General features: G+C 70.3%; 11 protein-coding genes. 6 read left to right on the top strand and 5 right to left on the bottom strand.

Annotation, left to right across the window (positions count from 1 at the left end; genetic code table 11):
• Positions 1 to 127: 127 nt before the first annotated feature.
• Positions 128 to 2,986, top strand: coding sequence for a BTAD domain-containing putative transcriptional regulator (locus ABZ855_RS37235; RefSeq protein ID WP_360814567.1), 2,859 nt, complete (start codon positions 128 to 130; stop codon positions 2,984 to 2,986).
• Between the two features lie 17 nt (positions 2,987 to 3,003).
• Here ABZ855_RS37235 and ABZ855_RS37230 read toward each other — a convergent pair whose 3' ends face one another.
• Positions 3,004 to 5,823 carry a BTAD domain-containing putative transcriptional regulator gene (locus tag ABZ855_RS37230; RefSeq protein ID WP_360814653.1) on the bottom strand — a complete coding sequence of 940 codons (2,820 nt, stop codon included), beginning with the start codon at positions 5,821 to 5,823 and terminating at the stop codon, positions 3,004 to 3,006.
• 267 nt (positions 5,824 to 6,090) lie between these two features.
• Here ABZ855_RS37230 and ABZ855_RS37225 point away from each other — a divergent pair, with 267 nt between their 5' ends.
• Positions 6,091 to 6,669, top strand: coding sequence for a LuxR C-terminal-related transcriptional regulator (locus ABZ855_RS37225; protein ID WP_360814565.1), 579 nt, complete (start codon positions 6,091 to 6,093; stop codon positions 6,667 to 6,669).
• A 78-nt stretch (positions 6,670 to 6,747) separates the two neighbouring features.
• On the opposite strand, the gene ABZ855_RS37220 is transcribed toward ABZ855_RS37225, so the two are convergent.
• Positions 6,748 to 8,064 (bottom strand): ferric reductase-like transmembrane domain-containing protein, encoded by a 1,317-nt coding sequence (locus ABZ855_RS37220; protein WP_360814563.1) that lies wholly within the window; start codon positions 8,062 to 8,064, stop codon positions 6,748 to 6,750.
• A 342-nt stretch (positions 8,065 to 8,406) separates the two neighbouring features.
• Between ABZ855_RS37220 and ABZ855_RS37215 the strand changes: the two genes are divergently transcribed.
• From ABZ855_RS37215 to ABZ855_RS37205, 3 genes are all read left to right on the top strand, one after another.
• Positions 8,407 to 9,069, top strand: coding sequence for a ThuA domain-containing protein (locus tag ABZ855_RS37215; protein ID WP_360814561.1), 663 nt, complete (start codon positions 8,407 to 8,409; stop codon positions 9,067 to 9,069).
• Positions 9,054 to 10,172, top strand: coding sequence for a Gfo/Idh/MocA family oxidoreductase (locus tag ABZ855_RS37210; protein ID WP_360814559.1), 1,119 nt, complete (start codon positions 9,054 to 9,056; stop codon positions 10,170 to 10,172). The genes ABZ855_RS37215 and ABZ855_RS37210 overlap by 16 nt, the downstream gene beginning before the upstream one ends.
• A gap of 197 nt (positions 10,173 to 10,369) precedes the next feature.
• Complete coding sequence (locus ABZ855_RS37205) at positions 10,370 to 11,515, top strand: SGNH/GDSL hydrolase family protein (protein WP_360814557.1); 1,146 nt, start codon at positions 10,370 to 10,372, stop codon at positions 11,513 to 11,515.
• A 71-nt stretch (positions 11,516 to 11,586) separates the two neighbouring features.
• Here the strand turns inward: ABZ855_RS37205 and ABZ855_RS37200 are convergent, their stop codons facing one another.
• The 3 genes from ABZ855_RS37200 to ABZ855_RS37190 all read right to left on the bottom strand — a co-directional run bounded on the left by ABZ855_RS37200 (position 11,587) and on the right by ABZ855_RS37190 (position 14,548).
• Positions 11,587 to 12,213 carry a class I SAM-dependent methyltransferase gene (locus tag ABZ855_RS37200; RefSeq protein ID WP_360814555.1) on the bottom strand — a complete coding sequence of 209 codons (627 nt, stop codon included), beginning with the start codon at positions 12,211 to 12,213 and terminating at the stop codon, positions 11,587 to 11,589.
• 173 nt (positions 12,214 to 12,386) lie between these two features.
• On the bottom strand, positions 12,387 to 13,112 hold the full coding sequence (locus ABZ855_RS37195; protein ID WP_360814553.1) for an alpha/beta hydrolase: 726 nt from the start codon (positions 13,110 to 13,112) through the stop codon (positions 12,387 to 12,389).
• 242 nt (positions 13,113 to 13,354) lie between these two features.
• Complete coding sequence (locus ABZ855_RS37190) at positions 13,355 to 14,548, bottom strand: hypothetical protein (protein ID WP_360814551.1); 1,194 nt, start codon at positions 14,546 to 14,548, stop codon at positions 13,355 to 13,357.
• 388 nt (positions 14,549 to 14,936) lie between these two features.
• Between ABZ855_RS37190 and ABZ855_RS37185 the strand changes: the two genes are divergently transcribed.
• Positions 14,937 to 15,776, top strand: a complete 840-nt coding sequence (locus ABZ855_RS37185; RefSeq protein ID WP_360814651.1) for an alpha/beta hydrolase — start codon at positions 14,937 to 14,939, stop codon at positions 15,774 to 15,776.
• The last annotated feature ends 160 nt before the right edge of the window (positions 15,777 to 15,936 follow it).

The following is a 15,936-nucleotide window of genomic DNA, read 5'->3' as shown; positions in this document are numbered from 1 at the left end:
GCGGCGCGCGTCTGCGTCCGGCAGTCCGCGTGATGGGGGAGACATGGTTCGAGTAGGCGACAGGCCGGCGCCTGTGCGGGAGGGCGGCGGCTCGCAGACGCCCGTTGCCCTCTTATCGGCTCAGCAGGTGACGTCCGAGGTGCGGTTCACCGTACTCGGGACGGTTCGGGCCTGGCGGGCCGGCACCGAACTGCACACCGGTCCACCGCAGCAACAGGCCCTGCTCGCCGTGCTGTTGGCGAGCGCGGGCCTGCCCGTGTCGCTGCCGGAGATGGTGAGCCTGTTGTGGGGCGGCAGCGCTCCCCCGACCGCCGCGAACGTCGTCCGGCGCCACATCGGCTCGGTGCGCCGGATGATCGAGCCGGCCCTGCCCCGTATGGCGAGCGGACAGTGGCTCGTGGGAGGCGGCGGCGGATACCGCGTCAACGTCGACGCCCGTTCCCTGGACCTGCTTCGGTTCCGTGAGCTGTACGCGCAGGCGCGTGCAGCGCGCGACGGCGGTCGTACGGAGCGGGCTGTCGAAAACTACGCCGAGGCCCTCCGGCTGTGGCGGGGGCCCGCGGGAGCCGGGGTCGGCGCCGAGGTGCGCGGGCACCCCCTGTTCACGCAGCTCGACAACGAACGTCTGACGGTCGCCAAGGAGGCGGCGGACCTCGCCCTCCGGCTCGGGGACGTCGAGCCGATCCTGGGAGTCCTGCAGGCGCTGACCGACCAGCATCGGCTGGACGAGCCACTGCACAGCCGGCTGATCCTCGCCCTGTCGAAGGCCGGGCGGCAGGCCGAGGCCCTGGAGGTCTTCCACGGTCTGCGCGACCGGCTCCACGACGAACTGGGAGTCAGGCCTTCGGCCGCTCTGAGCCAGGCGCACCAACAGGTGCTGGCCGGAGCCCCGTTGGCGTCCCCGCCACCCGGCACAGCAGAAGCACCCGGCTTGGGAAGCACACCGTCCCCGTTCCCGCGTCCGGCCCAACTTCCCGCCGCGCCCTCCCACTTCGTGGGCCGGGACGCCGAAGTCGGCCATCTGCTGTCCCAGTTCGCCTCTGACGACCGCGCGGCCCCCGCAGCCCGGGCCCTGATCATCAACGCGATCGGCGGGATGGCCGGAGTGGGCAAGACGACTCTCGCCCTCCACCTCGCCCATCAGGTCGCCGACCGGTACCCGGACGGGCAGCTGTACGTCAACCTCCGCGGCTTCGATCTCAACGGATCGGCAATGGCCCCGGCGGAAGCGATCCGCGGTTTCCTGGAGAACCTCGGCATCCCCCCGCGGCGGATACCCGACGAACTGGACGCTCAAGCCGCCCTCTATCGAAGCCTGTTGGCCACCCGACGTGTACTGGTCCTGCTCGACAACGCCCGGGACGCGGAACAGGTCCGGCCCCTCCTTCCCGGCTCCGCAGGCTCCCTGGTGCTCATCACGAGCCGAAACCAGCTGAGCAGCCTCGTGGCGGCCCACGGCGCGCACCCGTTGATGCTCGACGTCATGTCCGCCGAGAACGCCCGGGAGACTCTCGTACGGCGGCTCGGGGCCGACCGTGTCGACAGCGAGCCCGAGGCAACGGAAACGATCATCTCCCGGTGCGGCCGGCTCCCGCTGGCCCTGTCGGTCATCGCGGCCCGGGTCCTGATGAACCCTCACCTGCCGTTGAGCGCGATGGCCGCGCAGCTCCAGGACGCCGACGGGAGCCTGGACGCCTTTCACAGCACCGATCACTTCAGCGACGTGCGGGCGGTGTTCGACTGGTCCTACCGCACACTCTCCGACGCGACAGCACGTTTGTTCCGGCTGCTGTCGCTGCATCCCGGAGCCACTTTCGACACTCGTTCCGCCGCCGCGCTCGCCGACCTCCCCCTCCGCACGACCCGTACGCTGCTGGACCAACTCGTGCGGGCGCACCTCGTCACCATGGAGGAGCACGACCGGCACCGCCTGCACGATCTGCTGCGTGCCTACGGACGTGAGGCGACGGACACCCATGACACCCGCTCGGACAGGAGCGCGGCCAAGGACAGGCTGTTCCAGCACTACCTGGGGACGGCGCACGCCGCCCTGCGGCAACTGGACCCGGCCCGCGTCTTCCCTTATCCCTTGCTCGGCGAACCGGTCGCGGCCGACACCGCACCCGACTCCCCGGAGGCGGCGGTGCGATGGTTCCGGACGGAACGGCTCACACTGACCGAGCTGGTACGTCAGGCCGTGCGGGACGATCTGCCGGGCGACGCCTGGCGGCTGGCACGCCTGCTCGATCCGATGTACGAACGGGTGGGTCATTGGCACGACTGGGCGGACCTGCAGCTCACCGCACTGGAGGCGGCCCGGCGGTCGGGGGACGCGACCGGCCTGGCACACGCGCACGCGGGCCTGGGACGGGCTCACTCGCTGCTGCGCCGGTACGGGTCCGGTGAGGTGCACCTGCAGCAGGCCCTCGTCCTGTTCGAGACTCTCGGTGACGACATGGGGCAGGCGTACTGTCTGCGAATGCTCGGCTGGGTGATGACCCGTACGGAACGCGACCTCGAGGCGATCGACTGCACCCGTAGGGCCCTCGACCTGTACCGGTTCGCCGGGCATGTCGGCGCACAGGCCGACTGCCTCAACGCCATTGCCTGGTTCCACGCCTCACTCGGTGCCCACGACGAGGCTGTCGCCAGTGCGGTGCGGTCGTTGCTGCTGCATCGCCGTACGTCCGACACCGGCGGGTCGGACCAGGCGAATGCCTGGGACACCCTGGCCTTCGCCCACCATCACCTCGGCAATCTGGCGCGGGCCCGTCTCTGCTACGAGCGGGCGATCCGCCTGCTGCGGGCGGGCGGGGATCGCTACAACGAAGCGGGCAGTATGAACCGGCTCGGGGACACGCTCGCTCTCGCCGGCGACCTCGACACGGCTCGTGCCCGGTGGAGTGAGGCGGTCGGCATCATCGCCCCGATGGATCCGGACTGGGCGGCCGAGATCCGGGAGAAGGTCACCGCGCGGTCGCGGTGACCCCGTACTCCTGCTTGTCACGGGGACAGACGTCGGCGAACCGTTTCCGCGTCGGGATGGGCGAGCTCGTCCAGGATCAGCAGGGCCTGGCTCCAGGACGTGCGGGCCTCGATGCCGGCACCCGCCGACTCCTGGCTGTCGCCGATGTGGACGAGGGTGTCGGCCTCCAGATATCTGTCGTGGAGCAGTCGATAGAGCGTCAACGCGTGCCGGTAGCAGTCGACGGCTTTCTCGTACGCGCCGAGATGGTGGTGGGCGTAGCCGAGGCTGTCCCAGGCAGCGGCTTCGCCGTTGGTGTCGTCCAGGTGGTGGTGGAGGTCGAGTGCCTGCCGGCACTCCACGAGCGCCTGGGTGTGGTCGCCGCGCAGGATGTGGGTCCACCCCACCTCGTTGTGCACCTGGGCCCGGCCGCTGTGCTGCCCCGTGTCCGTGTACAGGGCGTGGGCGACGGAGTAGTGGGCCAGCGCGGCGTCGTGCCGGCCCTCCTTGTTCTCGAAGAAGGCCAGGTAGCGATGGGTTCGGGCTTCGCCGCCCCGGTCGGAGGCCGCCGCGAACAGCTCCAGGGCCGTGGTCAGATGCTCCTTCGCCCGTGCGGTGTCACCGAGACGGCCGTGGCCGAACCCCAGGGCGCGGTGTGCGTGGGCACGGCCGCGAAGGTCGTCCGACCGTTGCGCGGCATCGAGGGCCGCGGTCTGCAGGGTGAGCTGTTCCTGCCAGCGGCCGTGCCGGTCGAGATGGAGTTCCACCGTGCTGGCCAGCTGCCAGCAGCGGGTCGGGGCGTGGAGTCGTGTGGGGCCGTGCGAAACAGCGGCCAGGATGAGGGGTGTGTGCGTCTCCATCCAGCGCGCCGCGTCTTGACGGTCGGTGAACTCGGCAGGCGCCGACCCGTCGACCGGCGCGGGGAGGGTCAGCCGTTCCCGGTGCGGAGCGAGCTTGGCGCTCGCACGGTGCGCGCCGTGCAGCAGGTGATCGAGCAACCGGTGTACGGCCTCGGCCTGATCCGCCGGGGAGTCGTGGACGCGGAGCAGCTCACTCGCGTACGACCGCAGGAGGTCATGGCACACGAACCGGCCGGGGAAGCGTTCGGTGAGCAGGTGGGCGCCGATCAGCTCGGCCAGCGCCCGCGCTACCCGCGCCTGGGGCAGGCCGAGGAGGCTCGAGGCGGTCGCGAGGGTTGTCTCCGCGCCCGGGTGGAGCGACAGGGTGCGGAAGACGCGGGCGGCGAGGGGTGTGAGTACCTGGTAGGACCAGGACAGGATGGTCTCGATGTCGGTGGTCGGGTCCCCCGCCGACAGGGTCGCCAGCCGGTTGTCCTCCTCTCGCAGTTCCGCGGCGAGAGCCGCGAGATCGACCTGCGGGTTCATCGCTGTGCGGGCGCTGACGATGGCCAGTGCGAGCGGCAGACCGGCGCAGGAGTCGATGATGTCCTGGACCGCCTGGGGTTGCGCGGCCAACCGCTCGTGACCCAGGCGGCGCGACAGGAACGTATGCGCGTCGGTGTCGTCGAGCACGTCGAGGGCGACCGGGTGCGCGCCCTCGTCCACCAGTGGGGAGAGGAACGTACGGCTGGTGACGATGGCGAGGCAGCCGGCCGCGTCCGGCAGCAGCGGGCGCACCTGGTCGGTGTCCCTGGCGTTGTCCAGGACGACCAGGATCCGCTTGCCGGTCAGGAGGCCGCGGTAGAGGGAAGCCTGGGCGTCGACGTCCACCGGCACGTGTTCCGGGGGAACTCCCAGGGCGTCCAGGAACGATCTCAGGATCTGTTCGGGGCCGACCGTCGCCCCGCCCGGGTCGAAGCCGCGCAGGTCGGCGTAGAGCTGTCCGTCGGGGTAGCGGTGGGCGACCTTGTGGGCCCAGTGGATGGACAGGGCGGTCTTGCCGACACCGGCCATACCGCCGATGGCGCTGATGACGACCGACTGGGCGGACCTGCCGTCGGCGGGCAGCAGGCCGTACGCCAAGGCCATCTCCGCCTGCCGACCGGTGAAGACGCCCAGATCCGGGGGGAGTTGGGCGGGCGGCGCGGTATGGGACAGGGCGGACGGTTTCTCGAGGATCTCGTCCCCTGTGCTGCGGCTTTCCGACCGGGGGCGGTGGATTTCCTCGGCCGCTTCCGCCAACTCGGGGCCGGGGTCGAGCCCGAGTTCATCGCTCAGCCGTCTCCTGATGTCGTCGTAGCGCTGACGTGCCTGCCGTGTGTCGCCGGTGCGGTGCAGGACGGTGACGAGTCGGGCGTGCAGCGCTTCGTCCAGGGGATGGGCGGCTGCCGCCCTGTGGAGCGGCAGCAGGACGCGCTCCGGGTGGACGCCGCCGGCGTCGAGGGCGGCGTCGACTCCGTCCTTCATGGCGTCCGGGTACTCGCGGTCGACGCGCGTGAACATGGGGTGGGTGCGCACGGACTTCGGCAATCCGCTGACGAGCGGTCCGCGCCACAGTTCGAGTGCGTCCATCAGAGCGCTCACGCACCTGGCGTTGTCGCCGGCGCGTCGGTGTTCCTCGGCATCGATACGCAGGGCTCGGAACCGAAGGAGGTCGAGCTGGTCGGTGCCGAGCTGCAACCGGTAACCGCCCGACGCCCGTACGAGGAGCGGGAGTTGAGGGCGGCCCGGCTGCGTACCAAGTACCTTGCGCAGCGCCCCGACGTGACGGTGCACGAGGTTCGGCGCGCTCTGCGGAGCCGTGTCGCCCCAGAGCACGTCGACGATCTCGGACATCAGTACGGGCCGGTCGGGCTGGGTCAGCAGGACGGCCAGCAGCGCGCGCCGCATGGGCGGACCGAGGTCGAGCTCTGTCCCGCCCCGCCAGGCCTTGAGCGGACCGAGCACCGTCGCACGCACGAGATCCAAGGTTGAGAGGTCCTGACGAAGGGCGCCGAACACGACGAAGGACGAGAGGGGCAGGGGGCAGAGGGTAGGGAGAGGGCAGAGGGCAGAGGGCCCTCGGACAGTACCGTCCGCCGTCCCGCGGAGCAGCACCTTTTCGTCACACGCGGAGCGACAGGCAGCGCCGGTCATCACCTTTCGGTCACCTGTCCGTCACCACGCCCTGCGTAGCGTGGGCGAGGCACGGCCGCCCTTACGCCCCCGGAAGGTGATGGAGACACGATGTTATCGACGGTCATCCACGACCCTCGTCTGCTGCACGAACGGTTCCTGAAAGCATGCCGGAGCACCGCCGACCCCGTCGCTGTGGTCAGTGACGTCACCCTGTTGACGAACAGCCCGGCGGCCGCGCTGATACGCGCCGACGACCGTCCGTTGTTGTGGGAGTGGGCGCGCCAGGAGGTCGCGTCCAGTGCGCAGGGAGCGCCTGCGCCCCGGGCGGTCGCACTGGCGTCCGGAGCCCGGCCGCAACTCTCGGAGGGCATCTCGATGGGGACGGCTTTGGTCGGAGCGGTCGTGCGCTTCACGGACCCTGCTTCCGCCCGGCTTCCGCGTTCCGCTCCCCGGGCCGAGGGCCGACGCGCGAACTGGGCCGAGCTGACGGAGTCACAGCGGCTGGTGGCCGAGCATGTCGCCCACGGTCTGACCAACCGTGAGGCGGCCGCACTGCTGTCAGTCTCGCGCCACACGGTGGATTACCACTTGCGGCACGTCTTCCGGAAGTTGGAGATCCGTTCGCGGGTCGAACTCGCCCGTCTCGTGGCAGAGGTGACTGCCGACAAGGGGCGGCTGAGGGGGTGAGTGCCCCCTGGCCCGGCGGTCGGCCGACGACGACCGCCGAGGCTCCGACGGGCGTGTCCGTCGGAGCCTCGGATGCCGTCAGGCCAGGCCGAAACGCTCGGCGTGCACCTGGACCTGGGGAACCTTCAGCCCGCGCAGGGCGCCGAGTACGGCCGAGGTCATCGTGGGCGGGCCGCAGACGTACACGTCGCGCTCGGCTATGTCGGGAACCAGCGCGCGGAGACTCTCCGGCGCGAACGGCGAGTTGCCCTCTCCCCTGCGGCCGGTGAGCAGGTGCAGCTGCCCGCCGAGGGCCGTGACCAGGGTTCGTACCTCGTCGACCAGTACGGCGTCCTCCTCGCTGCGCACCCGGTAGAGGACGACGACGTCACCGGCCGGTTCCTCCTCGAGCAGGGCGCGAACCGGTGTGATGCCCACTCCCCCGGCGATCAGCAGTGCGCCGGGCCGCGTGCGGTGCAGTGAGGTGAACGCCCCGTACGGTCCTTCGACGAATGCGCGGGTCCCTACGGGGATATGGCGCAGTCCGGCGCTGGCGCTGCCCGCCGCCTTCGCCGTCAGACGCAGTGTGCGGCCGTCCGGTGCCGCCGACAACGAGAAGGGATTGGCCAGCCACCAGTGGTTGTGCCCGGGGAACCGCCAGATGCAGAACTGGCCCGCCCTGGCGGGCAGTCGGTCGAGGTGACGGCCGGTGACGTGGACCGACACGACGTCGTCGGACTCCGCCACCACCTCGACGACCTCGAACCGGTGATAGGCGTTGCGCCACAGCGGCACCACGATCCGCCCCGCGAGCAGGGCACCGAAGGCGAACAGCCACAGCGCCCACCAGTAGATCTTCGCGAGCGCGGAGGAGGTGAAGGTCGTGGTCTCCTGCAACTGGTGGACGAACGCCAGCCCCAGCGCCACGTACAGCAGCAGGTGTACGCCGTGCCACGTCTCGTACCGCAGCCGCCGCCTCACCCCTCTGGTGGAGACCGAGGCGACCACGACGACGAGCGCCGCGGCCAGCATGCCGAGCAGGGAGGCCGGTACTCCGGCGAGCGAGAAGAACGTCTTCGTCATCGACGTGTCGGAGAGGTGGGCGTAGCCGAGCACCACCAGCACGGCGTGGGTGAGGAGGGTCCACAGCAGGGTGAAGCCGACCCAGCGGTGCCACACCGTCAGCCGGTCCATGCCGATACGACGGTCGAGCCACGGCAGCCGGGCCACCAGCAGCAGTTGGAACAGCATCAGCACGGCGGCGTGCAGGCCGAAGAACTTGGCGACCGTGAGCACCCCGTTCTTGCCGGTCCCGGCGGTGAGGAACAGGACCTCGACGATCACCAGGTTGGCGATGACAAACGTCCACAACGCCCATCGCGCCGCGACGACCGGAGGTATGGCACCCTCTCGCACCCGTGTAGTTGTCGCCTCCACCATTTCCCCTCTTGTTCTGACGTACCTGTGCCCAGGGGTGGTTGCGGCCCCTGGGCGGGCAAGAGTACGGAACATGGCGAGAAGTGGGGCCTATTTGGCCTCGACTGTTCTTGTTCCGGGACCTGGCCACCGCGCTCCCACACCGTAGGTGAAGCGCATCGACAAGGCCGCTTCGCCGGCTCGGCTTGTTCGAAACCGCCAATAAGCTGCTGAATCCCCGAGCTTCACCGCACTCACCCCCTTGTTTCATCGGACAGCTATCGTTAATTTCCTTGTTCTAGTGAAGCGCTTCGACAGCCCGAGATCCCAGAAGGAGATCCGATGACGTCAGCCAAGCACGCACTGGTCGTGCGCGGTGGCTGGGACGGTCACGTCCCCGTGGCCGCCACCGACCGCTACGTCACCGCACTCAAGGCGGACGGTTACGCGGTGACCGTCTCCGACACTCTCGACAGCTACCTCGACGAGGATCTGCTCGCCGCCACCGACCTGGTGGTGCAGTGCTGGACCATGGGAGAGATCACCGGCCCGCAGGCGGAGGGCCTGTGCCGGGCCGTCCACGCGGGCACCGGTCTGGCCGGCTGGCACGGCGGCATCATCGACGCGTTCCGCACCGAGACCCGCTACCAGTTGATGACGGGCGGTCAATTCGTCTACCACCCGAGGGAGTTCACCACCTATCAGGTGCGCCCGGTGCCGGAGAAGGCCGACCACCCGGTGATGTCCGGAATCGAACCGTTCACCGTCACCACCGAGCAGTACTACCTCCACGTCGACCCGGCGATCGACGTCCTCGCCGTCACCGAATACGGCCCCGACGCCGAGCATCCCGAGCTCGCCGGCACGTCGGTGCCGGTCACCTGGACCCGGCTCTGGGGCGCGGGCCGGGTGTTCGTCACCACGATCGGACACAGCCTCGCCGACCTGGAGGTTCCCCAGGTCGACGCGATGATCAGGAAGGGCATGGCATGGGCGACGCGCTGAAGGACCGGTCACCGTTGCGCATCGGGGTCGTCGGCGCCGGACAGATCAGCGGGGCGTATCTACGGACCTTCGCCACGCTGCCGAACGTGTCCGTCACCGCGGTCGCCGACCTGGACGGGGCCCGCGCCGCCGCCGTCGCGGCCACGGTCCCCGGCGCCCGCGCCACCGTCCCGGAGAAGCTGTACACGGCCGAGGACGTCGACCTCGTCCTCAACCTGACCGTCCCCGCCGCACACGCCGAGGTCGCCCAGGCCGCGATCGCCGCGGGCAGGCATGTGTACGGCGAGAAGCCGCTGGCCGCGACCACCGAGGAGGCCCGGGGCGTCCTGGCGGCGGCCGACGCCGCGGGCGTACGGGTGGGCTGCGCGCCGGACACGGTCCTCGGCACCGGCGTGCAGTCGGCCCGCGCGGTCCTGGACGCCGACGAGATCGGTACGCCCGTCGCCGCCACCGCGTTCATGGTCGCGCCCGGCCATGAACTCTGGCACCCGGCCCCGGAGTTCTACTACCGGCCGGGCGGCGGCCCGCTGTTCGACATGGGCCCGTACTACCTCACCGCCCTGGTGACGCTCGTCGGTCCCGTGCGCAGAGTGGTCGGTATGGCGTCCACCTCGCGCGACGTACGTACCATCGGCAGCGGTCCTCGAGCCGGCACCGAGTTCCCGGTGGAGGTGGCCACCCATGTCACCGGTGTTCTGGAGCATGAGAGCGGAGTGCTGTCCACCCTGGTGATGTCGTTCGACGTCTGGGCGGGCACCCTGCCGCGTATCGAGGTGTACGGCACCGAGGGCTCGCTGTCCGTTCCTGATCCCAACGGCTTCGACGGGGCGGTGCGTGTCTTCCGGGCCCAGGCCGGGCACTGGGAGGACGTTCCCGTGCGGGGTGGCTACGCCGGGGCCGAGCGCGGCTACGGAATCGCGGATCTCGCCCGTGGCCTCGCCACGAACACCCCGCATCGCGCCAACGGCCAACTCGCCTACCACGTACTGGAGATCATGGAGTCGCTGCTCCTCGCGTCCGAGCGGGGCCAGGCCGTCACGGTCGCCAGTCACTGCGAGCGGCCCGCCGCTGTGCCCGTACACGCCAGGCCCGAAACCGAGTGACCTGACGACGGCAAGTGGTTGTACGCGGGCGCTCGGCCGGTGAGCGCACGCGCGGGGCCATGGCCAAACACCGGCCGGTGCTGGACCATCTCGTAAAGGCCGACCACCGAGCGAAGGGGACACGCATGCGGGCCAATGACATGAATATGACATTCGGGGTGTGTGGTCGGCGAAGGCGCGCGGGGGTGCTCGTCGCGATGACCGCCCTGCTGGCGCCGCTCCTGAGCGGGTTGGGAGCCGCCGGTACGGCGCGGGCGGCCACGGCGGATACCGGCGCGTCGTACATGCCGGCCAGCCGGGGCAGCGGCAAGTTACCGGAGCAGGGGCGACCGGTCCCGGCGCGGGGCGTGCTGGCACAGGTGCACACCGCGGGGCGGGTCGAGGACGCCGGAAAGACCGTGCAGTACAGCTGGCCCGGCGTGTATTTCGAGGGTCGTGTCAGCGGCACCGGGGTGGGCATCGTCCTCAACGACTCGGCCGCCGACTACGACGTCCAGATCGACGGAACCACCGTCGCCACGCTCGTCACTCCCGGCAACACGACGCACTGGATCAACGGTCTGTCGAAGCGCACGCACACTGTCCGGCTCGTCAAGCGCAACGACACCCCGTGGGACACCAGCGCCTTCGGAGGGTTCGTCGCCGCGCCCGGCGGTGCCGTACTGAGCAAGCCTGCCGCCCGCAAGCGCCAGATCGAGTTCGTCGGCGACTCCCTCACGGTGGGCTACGGCAACCTGTCGACCTCACGCACCTGCACCGGGGACCAGCTCAGGCGGAGCACCAACTCCGATGTGAGCTACGGCGCCCTCACCGCCCGGCGACTGAACGCCGACTACCAGATCAACGGCTACTCGGGCCTCGGCATGGTCCGCAACTACAACGGCGGCTCCCCGGACGTCACTTACCGGACCTTCTACGACCGTGCCCTGCTGAACACACCGGGCGACGTCTGGCAGAACCCGGGCACCTGGCGCCCCCAGGTCGTGGTGGTCAACCTCGGCACCAACGACTTCTCCACTGCCGTCAACCCCGGTGAGCCCTGGACGCCGGAGACCCTCGCGGCCGCCTACCGCAGCGCCTACGGCGACTTCGTCCAGAAGCTGCGCACACGCTACGGGGCACGTACGACCATCGTGGCGGTGGGCGCCGGCCAGTACGCCGGCCATGTCCAGCAGGTGGTCGAGGCGCGCAACGACGCCGGCGACAGCAGGGTCCGCTACTGGTTCCTCGACGACTCGGGGCTGGACTACCTCGGCTGCGACTGGCACTACTCGGCCCACGACGACCAACTCATCGCCGACCGGCTCACCTCCTACCTCGCCGGTCTGCCGACACGCTGGTGACGGGGCGGGCCTCGCAGGCCCTGAGCGCACCCTTACTCCCTCCCGTTACACAAGTGGCGGTCCGAGCAGGCTCAGGTGGCCGGGCGAGCGTGCACGCTGACCGCGTAGCCGCCGCCCTGCTGGTAAGGATCGCCGGACCAGGTCGCGTAGCGGTGTCGCAGGGTCAGTCCTGCCTGGGTGCACCAGTGGTCGAAGTCCGGCAGGGTCACCGTCGGTTCAGGCAGGGGCAGGTGTGCGGCGTCCAGACCCATGCCTGTGACCAGCAGTCCGCCGGGGCGCAGCATGGCAGCCAGTTGCCGGACGACCGTCGGCTCGGTGCCGGGGGCGAGCAGGGGGATGACGTTTCCGGCGGCGAGCACCAGGTCGAAGCCAGGTTCCAGGCCGAGCGTGTCCAGGTGGGTCAGGTCGCCGTGGAGCCATTCCTGCGCGGGGGCGTCGCGGCGGGCGACGGCGAGCATGGAGGGGTCGATGTCGACGCCGGTGCAGTGGTGGCCCAGTTCGGCAAGGCGGATCGCGATCCGGCCGGTGCCGCAGCCGGCGTCGAGCACCCGGGCGGGGGCTGTCAGCAGGGCGGCGCAGAAGTTGGCCTCGCCGTGGATGTCCTGGCCCGACGCGGCGAGCCGCGCGAAACGCTCGGCGTATCCCTCCCCGGCGTCTCCGCCTGTCAGTTCCGTCCAACGGTCGCGTGGCCTGGTCATGTTCTGTGTGTCCTCCGGTCGGTTTCGTCGGCGGTGACGAGCGCGGCGCCATCGCGCTTCGACTGATCGTAGACATCCATCTCATCGTGGCGAGGGCTCTCATCGGTGCGGCGCCGCGTGAGCGAGGCACCCGGCGGCACGGCCGATGGCCGGTACCGCCGGGTGCCTCGGAATTACTTCAGATGGCGGTCCAGGAACCGGCATCCGTCCTCCAGCTCGAACCACGGGGTGCCGGTGTGCCCGCCCAGATTGGCGTGCAGCGTCTTCTCTTTGCTGCCGAAGGCGTCGAACAGGTCCAGGGCCCGCTGCCGGGGGTTCCCCTCGTCGTCCCACTGCAGCAGGAACAGCAGCGGAATGGTGACCTGCCGGGCCTCCTCGCGCTGGGCGCGGGGCACGTACCCCCCGGCGAAGAAACCGGCGGCGGCGATGCGCGGCTCCACCACCGCCAGCCGGATGCCGAGAGCGGTCCATCCTCCGGAGTACCCGACCGGACCGCGTGTCTCGGGCAGTTCGAGGAGTGCGTCCAGGGCGGTCTGCCAGTCCGGGACGGCCTTTTCGAGCAGGGGGCCGATGAAGGACTCGAAGATCTCGTCGACCTGCTCCCCCGCCTGCACGGCCCGCCGGAGCTCGGCACGGGCCTGCTCCTCGGCGGCGGAACGGGGCCGGTCGCCGCACCCGGCCGCGTCGATGCTGGCCACCGCGTAGCCGCGCCCCGCCGTGTACCGGGCCCGGGCCACCAGCCGGGGGTCCGCCTTGGGCAGGCCGTTGTTGTGGGCCATCAGGACTAGCGGGGCCGGTTCGGAAGATTCAGGTGTCCACAACGTCCCGGGGATGTCCCCGAGAGTGAATTCGCGTTCGAGTACGCCGTCGTCGAGGCGCTGTTCGGAAGTGAAGTGCATGGTCGTGCCTTTCGGGAGTGCGCGTGAACGGCGCTCCCGGACGACCTATCGCCCGACCGTGACCCCGGAGGGGAGCACCCATGTCGTTACTGCGTTCACGGGTACCACCTCCTCGTTCTCTCGCACGGCCTCCGGGAAGGTAGCAGTGGCGGCCGTGGTCCGCCAACGGGTTTTCTGACCAGTCTCCGAGGCCGTGCCGCCTCACCACGGACAGCACAAGCTCACGCGGCGGCTCCGCTCCTCTACGCCGCCGCGTGCGGCACCCAGACGGCGGCATGGAAAGGGCCGTTGGCTGTGGCCGGGCCGGTGGGCGGAAGTGCCGCGCTTCCCGCGACCACGCCGTGGCAGTTGACCTGCGACGCCGAGGAGTTGAGGCCGCCGAGGGAGGGGAGGTAAGTGAAGTCGCCGTTGTCGGCGCGGGCGACGAAGGCGAAGGAGTTGGGCGCGAAGTTGTTGCCGACCATGACGTTCCCGGCAATCTGGTCGACCTCGGTGACACCACGCCCGGAACCGATCGTGGCACTCGCGTGGGTCCTGAGGTCGAACGTGCTGGAGAGCAGGCCGTCGCCGCCGACCACGGTGTTCCCGCTGATCAGTTGCGCGGTCAGGAAGCGGGACCCCAGGTCCGTACGGCTGCCGGTGCGGAGGTCGTAGGCGTATCCGGTGAGGCCGCCCGCCGCCGTCCGGGACTGGCCGACCACGAGGGGGCCGCTGATGTCGTTGGCCGTGCTGGAGCTTCCGCCGAGGGTGCCGAGATCGGTCATCGTCCGGGTACGCAGGTTGTACGCGAACCCGTGCGTCCTGGTGGCAGTCGTGTCCGGCAGGGACGAACTGCCGACGACGTTCGCCCCGCTGACGGCCGCCGCCGTGCTGTTGCCCGAGGGGCCGGCGAGGCTGCCGAGATCGGTCATGGTGCGGGTGCGCAGGCTGTAGGCGAACGCGTGGGTGACGAGGTCGCCGGGCAGCGACGACGTCCCCACCACGGTGTCACCGCTGAGGCCGGTGATGTCGGTGCCGCTGCCGCCGAGAGTGCCGATGTCGACGAGCCGGCCGGTCCGGAGGCTGTAGGTGAATCCATGGGTCGGGCCGTCGGTGGAGAGGGTCGACTCCCCGACGATGTGGCTGCCCTCCACGCCGATCGCCCGGCTGGAGCCCCCCAGCGTGCCCAGGTCGGTCATGGTGTGCCTGCGCAGGTCGTACGCGAAGGCGTGTTCGGCGGCGTCACCGCTCGTGAGCGAGCTGCCGACCACTGTGTTCCCGTCGATGGCGGTCGCCTTGCTGCGAGTACCGCCCAGAGTGCCGAGATCCTGCGCGCTGTACTGCACGGTCCCCGCCGCCCACTCGGCCGACGGCGTGTCAGCCCCGTACGCCGGACCGGCGGTCGCGGCGAGCAGGCCCACGCCCGCCAGAATCCAGGCACGTAAACGTATCCGCATGATTCCCCCCTGAGAACGATCGGTCGCGATGAGCAGCCTCGGCGGCCCGCTGCGCCCTCCCCAGGCACGGGTCGACCGGATGCCGCACAGCCCTCACTTGTACACCAGTTCCCATCGGCCAGACAGGGGTCGATCGGCCACAGACCACGTTCCGCAGCCGGGCCCGGGCCGGCCGCCCCGCACCGGGCCGTAGGTGCGACGACACGCGCTGTGACCTGCCCTCGCGGCCCGCGCCCGAAGCTGTCCGCCGTTTCCTCTTGCGTGCTGCGCGATCCGGCTACATCATCAGGATTCCTGTTTATTTAACGTTGCAGTGATAGGTGGCTGAGCCGTGCTGTTCAATCCCGGGATCAAGGCCAGAGGCGTACAGCTGCTGCTCGGCCGTGTGATGAGCCGTGTGCACAAGGACCTGCGCTTCACCGACATCCCGAAGCGCACCGAAACCCTCCGGGTGGAGACCAGCGTCGGGCCGGTGACCTGCACCGTCTATCGCCCGCCGGTCACCGACACCGCTGCCACTCCCCCCGTGTACGTCAACTTCCACGGCGGCGGGTTCGTGATCGCCCGCCCCGAGCAGGACGATCACCTCTGCCGCTACATAGCCGCCACGGCCGGCTGCGTGGTCGTCAACGTGGACTACGCCGTCGCCCCGCAGCGCCCCCACCCCGTCCCTGTCACCCAGGCCTACGAGGTCACCGCGTGGACGGCCGAGAACGGCAGCATCCACGGCTGGGACGGTTCCCGGCTCGCCGTCGGCGGACACAGTGCGGGAGCCAACCTGACGGCCGCGGTGTGCCGGACGGCCCGCGATCGCGGCACGTTCACACCTCGGCTCCAGATCCTCGACTCGGGCCCGTTCGACCAGGTCGCCGACCCGGCCACCAAACAGTCCCCGATAGCCAAGCCGCTGCTCACGCCCCAGATCATGCGGATCTTCACCGCCGCCTACGTCCCGAATTCCGGGGACCTCGCCGACCCTCTCGTCTCGCCCGGTCTCGCCGACGACCTCGCGGGACTGCCGCCGGCCCTGGTCATCACCGCGGAGCACGACCGCCTGCACGACGAAGGTGCCGCGTACGCCAAGGCGCTGGAATCGGCGGGCGTACCGGTCACTCACCGCGACTTCGAAGGTGTGGACCACTACTTCACCCACACCGGCCCTGCACCTGCCGGCAAGGAGGCCATCGACCTGATGGCCACCACCCTCCGCACCGCGCTCGACGCCTGACGGCGCTCGACGGGCTCCGTGCGACACCGGCGGGCCCGGGCGGCGCCTGTGTGAGCGCGCCACGATCGCGGCGAACCCAGTCCCGGACCGGGACTGGGCCATCACCCGGGGCCCGCGCGGCGGTCATCGGCGCGTCGGCGCGGGCGTGGTGGACGGCCGA

Source organism: Streptomyces sp. NPDC047042, assembly GCF_040644035.1.
Classification (GTDB): domain Bacteria; phylum Actinomycetota; class Actinomycetes; order Streptomycetales; family Streptomycetaceae; genus Streptomyces.
Note: the sequence above shows the minus strand (reverse complement) of the source record. Positions and strands in the feature narration are given on the sequence as shown.

Coding starts and splice junctions, on each gene's coding strand:
- ABZ855_RS37205 (WP_360814557.1), top strand. CDS start 10,370: ATGACCGCCCTGCTGGCGCCGCTCCTGAGCGGGTTGGGAGCCGCCGGT.
- ABZ855_RS37225 (WP_360814565.1), top strand. CDS start 6,091: ATGTTATCGACGGTCATCCACGACCCTCGTCTGCTGCACGAACGGTTC.
- ABZ855_RS37190 (WP_360814551.1), bottom strand. CDS start 14,548: ATGCGGATACGTTTACGTGCCTGGATTCTGGCGGGCGTGGGCCTGCTC.
- ABZ855_RS37215 (WP_360814561.1), top strand. CDS start 8,407: ATGACGTCAGCCAAGCACGCACTGGTCGTGCGCGGTGGCTGGGACGGT.
- ABZ855_RS37210 (WP_360814559.1), top strand. CDS start 9,054: ATGGGCGACGCGCTGAAGGACCGGTCACCGTTGCGCATCGGGGTCGTC.
- ABZ855_RS37195 (WP_360814553.1), bottom strand. CDS start 13,112: ATGCACTTCACTTCCGAACAGCGCCTCGACGACGGCGTACTCGAACGC.
- ABZ855_RS37200 (WP_360814555.1), bottom strand. CDS start 12,213: ATGACCAGGCCACGCGACCGTTGGACGGAACTGACAGGCGGAGACGCC.
- ABZ855_RS37185 (WP_360814651.1), top strand. CDS start 14,937: ATGAGCCGTGTGCACAAGGACCTGCGCTTCACCGACATCCCGAAGCGC.